Here is a 12,502-nt window from a genome sequence, read left to right as displayed (position 1 = left end):
CGAATCGAGCAGCGACGGATCAGGCGCGGGCGTCCCGGATGGCGCGGTTCACGGCCGAGATGACGGCCTTGAGGGCTGATGTGCTCGTGTTGGCATCGATCCCCACGCCCCAGAGCACGCGCTCCCCCACGGCGCATTCGACATACGCGGCGGCCAGGGCGCTGCCGCCCTCGGAGAGTGCGTGTTCGCTGTAGTCCAGGACCCGGACGTCCACGCCGTCCTCGCGCAGGATGCTCAGCAGGGCCGCGATGGGGCCGTTCCCGGTCCCGGTCCGGCGGACCTGGGTCCCGTCGATCTTCAGGGCGGCGGTCAGGGTCATGTCGCCGTCTTCGTCCGTCTCCGTGCTGATCGAACCGAGGGCGTAGCGGCCCCACTGCGTGTCGGCAGAGCCCGAGGGCAGGTATTCGTCCTGGAAGACCTGCCACAGCTGGGGTCCGCTCACTTCTCCGCCGACCGTGTCGGTCCGTTTTTGGATGACGCCGGAGAACTCGATCTGGGCGCGGCGCGGCAGGTCCAGGCTGTGCTCGTTCTTGAGCAGGTAGGCGACGCCGCCCTTGCCGGACTGCGAGTTGACCCGGATGACCGCCTCGTAGCTCCGGCCGAGGTCCTTCGGGTCCACCGGCAGGTACGGGACTTGCCACGTGTAGTCGGCCACGTCCTTGCCCGCCGCGGCCGCGTCCTTTTCGAGGGCCTCCAGGCCCTTCTTGATCGCGTCCTGGTGCGAACCGGAGAACGCCGTGAAGACGAGGTCTCCGCCGTACGGGGACCGCTCGGCCACCGGCAGCTGGTTGCAGTACTCCACCGTGCGGCGGATTTCGTCGATGTCGGAGAAGTCGATCATCGGGTCGATGCCCTGGACGAACATGTTCAGGCCCAGGGTCACCAGGTCCACGTTGCCGGTCCGCTCGCCGTTGCCGAAGAGACAGCCCTCGATCCGGTCTGCCCCGGCCAGGTAGCCCAGCTCGGCGGCGGCGACGCCGGTGCCGCGGTCGTTATGCGGGTGCAGGGACAGGATGATGCCTTCGCGCGGGTGCAGATTCCGGCTCATCCACTCGATGGAGTCGGCGTAGACATTGGGGGTGGCCATTTCCACGGTGGCAGGCAGGTTGATGATGACCTGACGGTCCGCCGAGGCCTCGAAGACGTCGGCGATCGCGTTGCAGACCCTGATGGCGTACTCCAGCTCGGTGCCGGTGAAGGACTCGGGCGAGTATTCGTAGGTGATGTGCGTATCGGCGAGGGTTTCCTCGTACTTCTTGCACAACCGCGCACCCTGCAGGGCGATGTCGAGGATGCCGTCCTCGTCCTGGTTGAAGACCACGCGGCGCTGCAGGACGGACGTGGAGTTGTAGAGGTGGACGATTGCCTGCTTCGCCCCGACCAGGGACTCATAGGTCCGCTCGATCAGGTGTTCGCGGGCCTGGGTCAGCACCTGGATCGTGACGTCGTCGGGGATGTGGTTGCCCTCGATCAGCTGCCGGACGAAGTCGAAGTCCGTCTGCGATGCCGAGGGGAACCCGACCTCGATCTCCTTGTAGCCCATCCGGACCAGCAGGTCGAACATCTTCAGCTTACGGGCCGGGCTCATGGGATCGATGAGGGCCTGGTTGCCGTCGCGTAGGTCCACGGCGCACCAGCGCGGGGCCTTGGTGATGACTTTGTCCGGCCAGGTGCGGTCCGGCAGTTCAACGGTGATCTGGTCCTGGAACGGGATGTAACGGTGGACCGGCATTCCTGAGGGCTTCTGTGCGTTTCGCATTACAATCGGGGCCTTTTCTGTGATTCTTGGTGAAAGGGTGGCCGGGCAACACAAACTCCGCAGCGAGGGTGGGCCTTGCGCTAGATCGCGTCTGAGGCCTCGCCGCGGCAGCTAAGAAGGAGCAGTTCTGCGCGCACCTTTTCACAGTAACACGGGTGCGTAAGATGAAGGAGCCAGACCACCGTAACGTCCACCATGCAGACCGTGCGCCGGCAAACGCTCCGCGCCGGACTGCCTCTCAAAGGAGCATCCGTGCCACTTTCGGGGATCGATCTGTCCACCATCGACGCCAGCGTCCGCCCGCAGGATGACCTGTACCAGCATGTGAATGGCGGCTGGCTCAACACTACGGTCATCCCGGACGACCGGCCGCTGGAGGGCACCTTCACCGCCTTGCGCGACGCGTCGGAGCTCGCGGTGAAGGAGATCATCGAGCAGGCCGCCGCACGCGGTGCGAAGGCTACCGGCATCGAGCGCAAGATCGGGGACCTGTACAACAGCTTCATGGACGAAGCGGCGGTCGAGGCCAAGGGCCTGGACCCGCTCCGGGCGCGGCTGGCGCAGGTATTCGCGACGACGTCGGTGCCCGAACTCGTGGCGCTGGCCGGACGGCTGTTCCGCGCCGATGTGTCCGGGCTCTTTTATATTTACCCCGCCCCGGATGCCGGAAACCCGGACCGGGTCCTGCTCTACACGGGCCAGGGCGGCCTCGGCCTGCCGGATGAGTCTTATTACCGGGAAGCGAAGTTCGCCCCGATGGTCCAGGCCTACCGTGCACACGTGGGGGCCATGCTGGGCCTCGCGGAGGTTGCCGACCCTGAGGGGGCTGCCGGACGCGTGGTGGCGCTGGAAACTGCGCTGGCTTCGCACCACTGGGACAACGTGACATTGCGGAATCCGCAAAAGACGTACAACTTGAAGTCCGCCAAAGAAGCCGCGGAGCTGTTCCCCCTGCTGGCGGACTGGTTCGACGCGGCCGGCATCGAGCCGGAGAAGCGCGCCGAGCTGGTGGTGAGCACCCCCGACTTCTTCTCCGGCGCGGCCTCGCTGCTGGATTCCGAACCGCTGGCGACCTGGCAGGAATGGCTCGCCATGCGCGTGGTCAGCGCGGCCGCCCCGTACCTGTCTTCCGGGTTCGTGGACGCGAACTTCGCGTTCTATGGCACCACCCTGAGCGGTACGCCGCGGATCAAGGACCGCTGGAAGCGCGGCGTCGCGGTGGTCGAGGCGGCCCTGGGTGAGGCGGTCGGGCAGATCTACGTGGCCGGACAGTTCCCGGAGGGGCACAAGGCGCGCATGCAGACCCTCGTGGCCAACCTGATCGAGGCGTACCGCGAGTCCATCACCGGGCTGACCTGGATGGGCGAGGCAACCAAGCTCGAGGCCCTGAAGAAGCTGGACTCCTTCCGCGCCAAGATCGGCTTCCCGGACAAGTGGATCGACTACTCCGCGGTGGAGATCGACCCCGCCGATCTGCTGGGGAATGTGGAGCGCGCGCACAGCGCCGACGTCGACCGCCACCTCGACGAGGTCGGCAAGCCCGTGGACCGCGAGAAGTGGCTGATGACGCCCCAGACGGTCAACGCCTACTACCATCCGCTCCTGAACGAGATCGTGTTCCCTGCGGCCATGCTGCAGCCCCCGTTCTTCACTGCCGACGCCGATGACGCCGTCAACTACGGCGGCATCGGTGCCGTGATCGGCCATGAAATCGGCCACGGCTTCGATGACCAGGGCTCGCAGTACGACGGCAGCGGCCTGCTGCGCAACTGGTGGACGGAGGATGACCGCACCGCGTTCGAGGCTCTGGCCGCCCGGCTCGTGGCGCAGTTCGATGCCCTTTCCCCCACGGCAGCCCCCGGCCACACGGTCAACGGCAAGCTGACCTTGGGCGAGAACATCGGCGACCTGGGCGGGCTCACCATCGGCTACAAGGCCTACCTGATCAGCCTCGACGGGCAGGAACCGCCGGTGCTCGATGGCCTGACCGGGGTGCAGCGTTTCTTCGCGTCCTGGGCCGCGGGGTGGCGGCAGGTCATCCGGACTGAAGAGGCCATCCGCCGGCTGGCGACGGATCCGCACTCCCCAAATGAGTTCCGCACGAACGCCATCGCCAAGAACCTCGACGCCTTCCATGCGGCATTCGGCGTCACGGACCAGGACGGCATGTGGATGGCACCGCAGGAGCGCGTCAGCATCTGGTGACCCGGGGGCCCGGTCACTGGCACCGACCCAGCCGGGAGGGCTTTGCTTACACGCTTGCGTGAATACATCGACAGCTGTACTTTCGGTTGATGGAGACTCTTACGCATGCCCCGGTGCTGGCACGGTTCGGTTATGCCGTGTCAGACCCGACACGGGCAGAAATCCTGCTTGCCCTCACGGCTGCGCCGTCCTATCCCTCGGAGCTGGCGGATTCCCTCGGGGTATCCCGGCAGAGCATGTCGAACCACCTGACGTGCCTGCGGGGATGCGGGCTGGTCGTTGCCGTTCCGGAGGGGCGAAGGACCCGCTATGAGCTCGCCGATCAGCGCCTCGGCCATGCCCTGAAAGATCTTCTGGGCGTCGTGCTGGCGGTGGACCCGGCCTGCTGCGCACCCGACGGGACGTGCACGCTGTGATGGCTTCCCTCCAACTGTCGCCGGGCCCGGCCCGCCGCGCCGTCCTCAGCCGCCGGATCCGCTTGTTCGCGGCGGCCACCATCAGCTATAACCTCATCGAGGCCGTTGTGGCTTTGTGGGCCGGGGGTACGGCGGACTCGTCGGCGCTCCTCGGCTTTGGCCTGGATTCCATCATTGAGGTCGCGTCGGCGCTGGCGCTGTCGTGGCAGTTTTCCACCAAGGACCCTGAACGGCGTGAACACCTCACCTTGCGGATTATCGCTGTCTCATTCTTCGCGCTGGCGGCCTTTGTCTCCGCCGAGGCAATCAGGTCACTTCTCGGCGCCGGCGAGGCACAGCACTCGACCCCGGGCATCGTGATTGCCGCACTGAGCCTGGTGATCATGCCGGTCCTGTCCTGGCTCCAGCGCCGGGCCGGCCGGGAGCTCGGATCACGCACGGCGGTGGCTGACTCCAAGCAGACCCTGCTCTGCACGTATTTGTCGGCAGTCCTGCTCGCGGGTTTGGTGCTGAACAGCACCCTTGGCTGGTGGTGGGCCGACGCCGGCGCTGCGCTGGTCATCGCCGCGATCGCCCTCCGGGAGGGCATCAACGCCTGGCGCGGCGACATCTGCTGCACGGTCCCCCACACGGCGGCAGACACCCTTCCGACGGCCACGGAGCCGGCCTGCTGTGACGGATGCGGTGCCGATTCAGCACCTCCAAAGGCGCTCTTCCTACCTGAGGTGGGGGTGGGACAGTCCGCCGCCGATGAGCAGCATGCGTAGTCGGTAGTGCTTCCGGTTGCGGAAGCCGCGGTGTCAGCAGCACTCATCTGGCACAGCGGTTCAAGGAGCTCGTCGCCGCTGCCGGCCGCTTGATTTCTTACTGGAGCGACAGCTCGCGGCACGCTAATGTGGGGGCACCCCAAAGCAGAGGAGTGCCCCGTGGGCAAGGTGGTCATGTACAGCTCGGTGTCGGTGGACGGCTTCATCGCGGACGAGAATGACCAGCCCGGACCGCTGTTCGACTGGTTGTCCAACGGTGACGTCCCGTTGGACGAGAGCGGCGAGGTGAAGGTGTCCCAGGCCTCCTACGACTACACCCGGCCGTACTGGGACCAGATCGGGGCGACCCTCGTCGGCCGCCACGTCTTCGACCTGACGGACGGCTGGGACGGGAAACCCCCGAGCGGGATCGATCACGTGGTCGTCGTGACGCACCGGCCGCAGCCCGAGGGCTGGGACCCCGAGGCGCCGTTTCACTTCGTCGACGGCGTCGAGGCAGCCATGGCCAAGGCGCAAGAGCTTGCGGGTGACCGCATCGTCGAGGTCGCCGCTGGTGATGTCGGTGGCCAGATGCTTGCCGCGGGCCTGGTCGACGAGGTGCGCATGGACGTCGTACCCGTCGTGTTCGGGTCCGGCAAGCGCTACTTCGGGTCGGTCCACGCACAGCACCTGCTGGAGGATCCCGACGTGGTGATTCAGGGCAACCGGGTGCTTCACCTGCGCTATCGGGTGCGCCGTTGAGGTCCTCGCCGTGTGCCACGACCCAGCAGGACGTGGAAGAGCCTCCAAAGGCCGCCGTCCAACATCCATGACAAAAGAAGGCCCCCGTTCAGGAAAATCTGAACGGGGGCCTTCCTGGCTGCCGGGTCAGCGGGTGATCAGTGCCGGGTTGGCCTGCTGGCAAACGGTGTCGCCGGCTGTCTGGTTGACGATGTCCTTGGGCAGCTGCGGGGCAGCGGCGGCGGCGGTCGGCGTCCCGTTCGCGAAGTCACTGCCCAGGTAGACCTGGACACCGGCAACTCCGGCGGCCGGGAGCACCCGGTCCGGCGCCACACCGACCAGGGCCGCGACGTCCCCGGCCACGTCAGCGTAATCCGCACCGTAGTAGACCGCCGTCGCGGCGACGGGCGGAGCAGTCAACTGGCCCACCTGGGTGAAGCCGGCGCCCTTGATGGCCTGCATGATCTCCTGGGTCCGGGCCGGAACACCAGAGCCGTTGGCCACAGTGACGGGCTGCAGGGTCTTGTCATAGGCCGGGGCAGTGGGGCTGGGCGTCGGCGTGGCGCTGGCGCTCGGGGAAGCGCTCGGCTTCGCGGTCGGATCCGTCAGGTCCACGTCGTTGCGCATGGCGGCGAACAGCTGGGATGCCGCGGGCTCGGCCAGCTGCAGCCGGTTGATGTCCGTTTCGGCCGGGACTGTCGGCGTGGCCACGAAAGCTACCTTGCCGACGTCGATGTTCTTGAGCCGGTTGCCCACGGTCAGCAGCGTCGGCACCGAGGCCAGGCCGTCGTCGATGGTCAGGTTCTTGGTGATCGCGTCCGCGATGCCGAGCATCCGGGCCGGGTTGGTAAGGGTGCCGTCGTCCTTGATTTTCCGGGTCAGCGCGGACAGGAAGCCCTGCTGGGCCTTGATCCGGCCGAGGTCGCCGCCGTCGCCGAAGGCGTGCCGGGTGCGCACGAACGACAATGCCTGCTCGCCCTGGACAGTGGAGGTGCCCTTGGGCAGGCGCAGCTTAGAGTCGGGGTCATACACGGCGTCGCTGACACACACTGACACGCCGCCCACGGCGTTGGAGAGTTCCTTGACGGCGTTGAAGTCGGCCATCATGAAGTGGTCGATCTCCAGGCCAGTGAGCTTGTTGACGGTGTCCACGGCGCAGCCGATGCCGGCCTCGGACATCGCCGAGTTAATCATGACGCCGGTCTGGGCCGGGTACTCCTTGTTGGTTTTCGGATCCTTGCACTTGGGGATGTCGACCAGCAGGTCGCGGGGGAAGCTGACGACGTTGACCCGCTTGTTGTCCGCGGAGATGTCCATCAGCATCATCACGTCCGAGTGCCCATATCCGGTCGCGTCATCGCTGGTGCCGTACTGCGAGTTCTTCCCGTCGCGCGTGTCCGAGCCGAGGATCAGGATCTGCATCCGGTCCGTCGAATCGTTCACGGCACCCTCGGTCTTGATGCTGCCGGCGCTCAGTGGGGCCTTGGTGAGGTTGCCCTGGAGCCGGATGGTCCAGTAGGCGCCAAAAGCGATCACGCCGACCAAGAGCACGGCCACCACGCCCGTGAAGATTTTCAGCCAGGTGGGGGTCCGGCGGGCGGAGCCGAGGTGGCGGGCCGGGCCAACGGCGGGATCGGCCGTGTGCCGGGCAGCGGCTGTTGACCGGGCCGGCGGGGCGGATCCGTCGGCACGGTTGTCACGGGGTCGAACCACTTGTTGAGCCTTCCTAAACGAACGGGGAGTCAGCCCATTTTAGAGTCCGAATCTGAGAAAACGCCGATGGCCCTCTCTTGGGAGCGGCGGGAAAGGGCCAACGGTCAAAATAGCGGCCTAAGAACAGCGCGTCTCAGAAGCCCAGTTTGACGAGCTGCTTCGGGTCGCGCTGCCAGTCCTTGGCGACCTTGACGTGCAGGTCAAGGTAGATCCGGGCACCGAGCAGCGCCTCGATCGCCTTGCGCGCGTTGGTGCCGACATCGCGGAGCCGGGCGCCGCCCTTGCCGATGATGATGGCCTTCTGGGAGGGCCGCTCGACGTACAGGTTGACGCGGACGTCCAGGAACGGGCGGTCCTCGGGCCGGCCTTCCCGCGGAACGATTTCATCGACGACGACGGCCAGGGAGTGCGGCAATTCGTCGCGGACGCCTTCGAGGGCTGCTTCCCGGATGAGTTCGGCGATCATCACCGCTTCCGGCTCGTCCGTCAGGTGACCGTCCGGATACAGCGGCGGCGACGCCGGCATGTGACCGATCAGGACGTCGGCAAGGGTGTCGACCTGGAAGCCGTCCGTGGCGGAGACCGGGACGATGTCCTTCCAGCCGTCCTCGCCAAGGACCTCGCGGCCCAGGGCGGCGACGGCGAGCAACTGCTCGGTGAGGGCCTGCCGGTCGACGGTGTCGGCCTTGGTCACGATCGCGATGATGGGCTTGTTGGGGATGGCGGCGAGCTGGGCGGCAATGAACTTGTCCCCCGGGCCGATTTTCTCGTTGGCCGGCAGGCAGAAGCCGATCGCGTCGACCTCGGCGAGGGTATCGGCGACCAGTTCGTTCAGCCGCTTCCCCAGCAGCGTGCGCGGGCGGTGGAGGCCCGGGGTGTCAACGAGGATCAACTGGGCGTCGTCCCGGTGCACGATGCCCCGGATTGTGTGGCGCGTGGTCTGTGGCTTGGCCGAGGTGATCGCGACTTTTTGGCCGACCAGGGCGTTGGTGAGGGTGGACTTGCCCGCATTGGGCCGTCCGACCAGCACCGAGAAACCGGCGCGGTAGCCGCCGTAGGCTGCGTCGCCGTCGGACTTATTCTGCTTGCTCACGTGAGACTCCCTGTTGGATTGGTGCGGCCTCGTCGAGAAGGTCTTCAAGGTCAGTTTGTTCTTTTGCTACGGCGGCCGCAATGATGTGGCTGACGCGGTTCCGCCGGCCCTCCAGCCTGTCGGCGCGGAGGGACAGTCCGTGGACCTGGACGGTGCTGCCGACAATCGGCACCCGCCCGAGGGCCTTGGCCAGCAGGCCGCCCACGGTGTCTACTTCGTCGTCGTCGAGCTCGAGGTCGAAGAGTTCGCCGAGGTCATCGATGCTCATGCGGGCGCTGACCCGGTAGCTTCCGTCCCCCAGTGCCACGGCCTCGGCGCTTTCGGTGTCGTATTCGTCCACGATTTCGCCGACGATCTCCTCGATGAGGTCCTCGAGCGTGACCAGCCCCGCCGTTCCGCCGTATTCGTCGATGACGATCGCAACGTGCGTGGATTCCTTCTGGAGTTCGCGGAGCAGGTCGCTGACGAGCTTCGAGTCCGGCACGTAGCGCACCTCACGGGCCACCTCGTCCACCACCGGCGGTTCCTCGTGCGGGCCGAGGTTGTGGAGCGAGGCGGCAACGTCCTTCAGGTACACAATGCCCAGGATCTGGTCCGTGTTTTCGCCGATGACCGGAATCCGCGAGTACCCGGAGCGCAGGAACAGCGACATCGCCCGGTGCAGGCTGGATCCGGAGTCGATCGTGAGGATGTCGGTCCTGGGCACCATAACGGAGCGGACCAGGGTGTCCCCGAAGTCGAAGACCGACTGGATCAGCTCGGCCTCGTTGTCCTCGATCACGTCGGACTCGGTGGCCCGGTCCACGAGTTCGCGGAATTCTTCCTCGCTGAAGAACGCCTCGCTGTCGGCCGGCGCGCCGGGAGCTACGACGCTGCCGAGCCGCACCAGCCAGCCCGGAATCGGGCCGAGCACGGCGTAGAGGGACCGGACGAGCGGGGCGCTGAACCGGACCAGGGCGGCGGAGTGGACCCGGCCGAGCTGCCGCGGGGACACCCCCACGATCACGAAGCCGAGCAGCGCCATGATGCCGGTGGCCGCCAGCCCGGCCAGCCAGACGTTGTCCAGCATGCTGTAAAGGAGCACGGTCACGGCGACGGCGGCGGCCATCTCGAACCAGACCCGCCAGAACCGCAGGGCGCGCATGTGCCCCACGGGCTGGGCCAGGATGCGTTTGAGTGAGGTGCCTCTGCTGTTCAGGACCGCCTGCTCGGCGTCGTGCCGGGGCAGGAAGTTGAACGCGGACTCGGCAGCGGTCAGCACTGCGGCAAAGCTAAGGAACACCAGCGCCATGCCGGCAAGGATCAGTGGGGTCACTGAACCGTCTCGGACGGGGCCGCTTTGCCGGTGAAGGCGGTCAGGAGTTCGCGCTGCAGCCCGAACATCTCTTCCTTCTCTTCCGGCTCGGCGTGGTCATAACCCAGCAGGTGCAGGATGCCGTGCGTGGTCAGCAGCAGCATCTCGTCCTGGGTGGAGTGGCCGGCGTTGCGGGCCTGGACCTCGGCCACCTGGGGGCAGATGGCGATGTCGCCGAGCATGCCCTGCGGCGTCGGCTTGTCCGGCGTGCCCGGGGTCAGCTCGTCCATGGGGACGGAGAGGACGTCGGTGGAGCCTGGCTCGTCCATCAGTTCGAGGTGCAGCTTTTCCATGGCCGGTTCGTCCACGAGCAGGATGGACAGCTCCGCCTGCGGGTGGATGTAAAGGCTTTCGAAGATGAAACGCGACAGCGCCACGAGCCCGGCCTCGTCCACGACGACGCCGGATTCGTTGTTGACCTCAATGCTCATGCGTGTTCTCCCCGCGTTTCCCGGGCAACGGAGTGCTTGACCCGGTTCCTTTGGACTTCGTCCCAGATGCTGTAGGCGTTGACGATATCCCCCACCAGGCGGTGCCGGACGACGTCGGAGGCATCCAGGATCGAGAAGTTGACGTCCTCGATCCCCTGCAGGATCTCCTCGACGATCCTGAGCCCCGAGCGGGTGCCGAAGGGCAGGTCCACCTGGGTGATGTCGCCGGTGACCACCATCTTGGAGCCGAAGCCCAGACGGGTCAGGAACATCTTCATCTGTTCCGGCGTGGTGTTCTGCGCCTCATCGAGGATGATGAAGGCATCGTTAAGCGTACGGCCCCGCATGTAGGCCAGCGGGGCGACCTCGATGGTGCCGGCGGCCATGAGGCGGGGAATGGATTCGGGGTCCATCATGTCGTGCAGGGCGTCGTACAGGGGCCGCAGATAGGGGTCGATCTTGTCGCTCAGGGTGCCCGGCAGGAAGCCGAGCCGCTCCCCCGCCTCGACAGCAGGACGGGTCAGGATGATGCGGCTGACTTCCTTCTGCTGCAGGGCCTGGACGGCCTTGGCCATGGCCAGGTAGGTCTTGCCGGTACCGGCCGGACCGATCCCGAAGATCACGGTGTTGGCGTCGATCGCGTCCACATAGTTCTTCTGGTTCAGCGTCTTGGGCCGGATGGTCTTCCCGCGGGTGGAGAGGATGTTGGTGGTCAGCACTTCCACGGGGTTCTGCAGCGACTGGCTGCGCAGCAGGGAGACGAGCTGCTGCAGCACGGCCGGGGTGATGACGGTGCCTCGGGCCACCAGCCCGCGCACCTCGTTGAGCAGCCGCATGATGCGCGGCACGTCGGCGGCAGGACCGCTGATCGCGAGCTCGTTGCCCCGGACGTGGAAATCGACGGCGGGGAACTGGTTTTCGATGAACCTTAAGGCTTCGTCATGGCTGCCCAGCGACTGGACCATCTGCTCTGAGTCGTCGAACAAGACCACCTCCGTCCGCAGCCCTGGTAGGGAGTGGGGAAATTCCCCTGCGGTGCGTTCTCGGGCGCTGAACCGGGCCTTGCCGTTCGCTGCTTCAGTCATGGTGTTGGCCCGCGGGCCTCTGGTCCCCTCCAGTATGAATATGGTCTGTCGCCGTGATCCGTGCCGACGGCGGTTCGCACCGCCCGCGGCCAGGGTCTACGGGTGCTTCCATCTTACGCCAGCGCGGCGCGGCCGACGCCGGAGGGGATCCGGCACCGGCTGTTACGGGTAGGCGTTTCCGAAGACGACCCACCCCTCCAGCCAGTGGGCGCCTGTTGCCGGGCACGGCTGTTCCGCTTTGCCGGGTTCCCGCTCCGGCTTCGGCTCCCGCTCCGGCTTCGGTTCCGCCTTCGGTTCCGACACGGTCAGGCCGCGCTCTCCAGCGCGCCGGCGCGGGACCCGACGCCCGCGTAGCGTCCCTTGTAGAAGAGCAGGGGCTCAGCGTCGGGGCGGGCGCCCAGGGCGCGGACGGCGCCGACGACGATCGTGTGGTCGCCGCCGTCGTACTCCTGGTGGAGTTCGCAATCCACCCAGGCCAGGGCGTTATCCAGGACGGGGTTGCCCAGCGGCGAGGGCGAATGGCCGACGCCGGCGAACTTGTCCGTCCCCGAGCGCGCGAACTGCCCCGCCAGATGCTGGTGCTCTGCGGCCAGGATGTTCACGGTAAACCGTCCCGCCGCACGCAGCAGCGGCCAGGTGCTCGATGTCCGTGCGGGGCTGAAAGTGACCAGGGCCGGCTCCAGGGACAGGGAGGCGAAGGACTGGCATGTGAAACCGGCCGGCCCGTGCTGGGTTGCTGCGGTGATCACCGTCAGGCCGGTGGCGAAGTGTCCGAGAATGTGGCGGAGTGCCTTCGGGCTGGGGTCAGAATGTTCCGTCATGGCGGGTCCTTTCGAGCGCTGGTACCCAATCAACCACCGCGGACGCGGGTTCCCAAGCCCGGCTGCAACGCACAGTCGCGCAACGACACAACGCGTCACGGACCCGTTGCATGACGTAAGAATTCGGCACCGGAGTTC

11 protein-coding genes are annotated in these 12,502 nt (G+C 66.7%); 4 read left to right on the top strand and 7 right to left on the bottom strand.

The window, feature by feature from the left end:
- Positions 1–19 precede the first annotated feature (19 nt).
- Positions 20–1,759 (bottom strand): 2-isopropylmalate synthase, encoded by a 1,740-nt coding sequence (gene leuA, locus AC1DDH_RS01675; protein WP_028276716.1) that lies wholly within the window; start codon positions 1,757–1,759, stop codon positions 20–22.
- A gap of 252 nt (positions 1,760–2,011) precedes the next feature.
- On the opposite strand from leuA, the gene AC1DDH_RS01670 reads away from it, so the two are divergent.
- The 4 genes from AC1DDH_RS01670 (at position 2,012) to AC1DDH_RS01655 (ending at position 5,888) form a co-directional block, all read left to right on the top strand.
- Positions 2,012–3,964 carry a M13 family metallopeptidase gene (locus AC1DDH_RS01670; protein WP_476954715.1) on the top strand — a complete coding sequence of 651 codons (1,953 nt, stop codon included), beginning with the start codon at positions 2,012–2,014 and terminating at the stop codon, positions 3,962–3,964.
- An 89-nt stretch (positions 3,965–4,053) separates the two neighbouring features.
- Positions 4,054–4,380, top strand: a complete 327-nt coding sequence (locus AC1DDH_RS01665) for an ArsR/SmtB family transcription factor (RefSeq protein WP_028276714.1) — start codon at positions 4,054–4,056, stop codon at positions 4,378–4,380.
- Positions 4,380–5,147, top strand: a complete 768-nt coding sequence (locus tag AC1DDH_RS01660; RefSeq protein ID WP_230008759.1) for a cation diffusion facilitator family transporter — start codon at positions 4,380–4,382, stop codon at positions 5,145–5,147. Before AC1DDH_RS01665 ends, AC1DDH_RS01660 begins: the two co-directional genes overlap by 1 nt.
- Positions 5,148–5,306: 159 nt before the next feature.
- A complete protein-coding gene (locus AC1DDH_RS01655; protein ID WP_476849341.1) occupies positions 5,307–5,888 on the top strand; it encodes a dihydrofolate reductase family protein in 582 nt (193 codons plus the stop codon).
- Positions 5,889–6,014: 126 nt separating this feature from the next.
- On the opposite strand, the gene AC1DDH_RS01650 is transcribed toward AC1DDH_RS01655, so the two are convergent.
- From AC1DDH_RS01650 to AC1DDH_RS01625, 6 genes are all read right to left on the bottom strand, one after another.
- Positions 6,015–7,580 (bottom strand): LCP family protein, encoded by a 1,566-nt coding sequence (locus tag AC1DDH_RS01650; RefSeq protein WP_476857049.1) that lies wholly within the window; start codon positions 7,578–7,580, stop codon positions 6,015–6,017.
- Positions 7,581–7,713: 133 nt separating this feature from the next.
- Positions 7,714–8,673, bottom strand: coding sequence for a GTPase Era (gene era, locus AC1DDH_RS01645; RefSeq protein WP_476857050.1), 960 nt, complete (start codon positions 8,671–8,673; stop codon positions 7,714–7,716).
- Positions 8,657–9,988, bottom strand: a complete 1,332-nt coding sequence (locus AC1DDH_RS01640) for a hemolysin family protein (RefSeq protein ID WP_223917363.1) — start codon at positions 9,986–9,988, stop codon at positions 8,657–8,659. Before AC1DDH_RS01640 ends, era begins: the two co-directional genes overlap by 17 nt.
- A complete protein-coding gene (gene ybeY / locus AC1DDH_RS01635; RefSeq protein WP_028276709.1) occupies positions 9,985–10,458 on the bottom strand; it encodes an rRNA maturation RNase YbeY in 474 nt (157 codons plus the stop codon). The genes AC1DDH_RS01640 and ybeY overlap by 4 nt, the downstream gene beginning before the upstream one ends.
- Entirely contained in the window at positions 10,455–11,543 is a 1,089-nt protein-coding gene (locus AC1DDH_RS01630; RefSeq protein ID WP_028276708.1) for a PhoH family protein, read from the bottom strand. The genes ybeY and AC1DDH_RS01630 overlap by 4 nt, the downstream gene beginning before the upstream one ends.
- 305 nt (positions 11,544–11,848) lie before the next feature.
- Entirely contained in the window at positions 11,849–12,364 is a 516-nt protein-coding gene (locus AC1DDH_RS01625; RefSeq protein WP_476849264.1) for a flavin reductase family protein, read from the bottom strand.
- Between the last annotated feature and the right edge of the window lie 138 nt (positions 12,365–12,502).

It is taken from the genome of Arthrobacter sp. 10T425 (assembly GCF_056393985.1).
Note: the sequence above shows the minus strand (reverse complement) of the source record. Positions and strands in the feature narration are given on the sequence as shown.

Coding starts and splice junctions, on each gene's coding strand:
- leuA (WP_028276716.1), bottom strand. CDS start 1,759: ATGCGAAACGCACAGAAGCCCTCAGGAATGCCGGTCCACCGTTACATC.
- AC1DDH_RS01665 (WP_028276714.1), top strand. CDS start 4,054: ATGGAGACTCTTACGCATGCCCCGGTGCTGGCACGGTTCGGTTATGCC.
- AC1DDH_RS01660 (WP_230008759.1), top strand. CDS start 4,380: ATGGCTTCCCTCCAACTGTCGCCGGGCCCGGCCCGCCGCGCCGTCCTC.
- ybeY (WP_028276709.1), bottom strand. CDS start 10,458: ATGAGCATTGAGGTCAACAACGAATCCGGCGTCGTCGTGGACGAGGCC.
- AC1DDH_RS01630 (WP_028276708.1), bottom strand. CDS start 11,543: ATGACTGAAGCAGCGAACGGCAAGGCCCGGTTCAGCGCCCGAGAACGC.
- AC1DDH_RS01625 (WP_476849264.1), bottom strand. CDS start 12,364: ATGACGGAACATTCTGACCCCAGCCCGAAGGCACTCCGCCACATTCTC.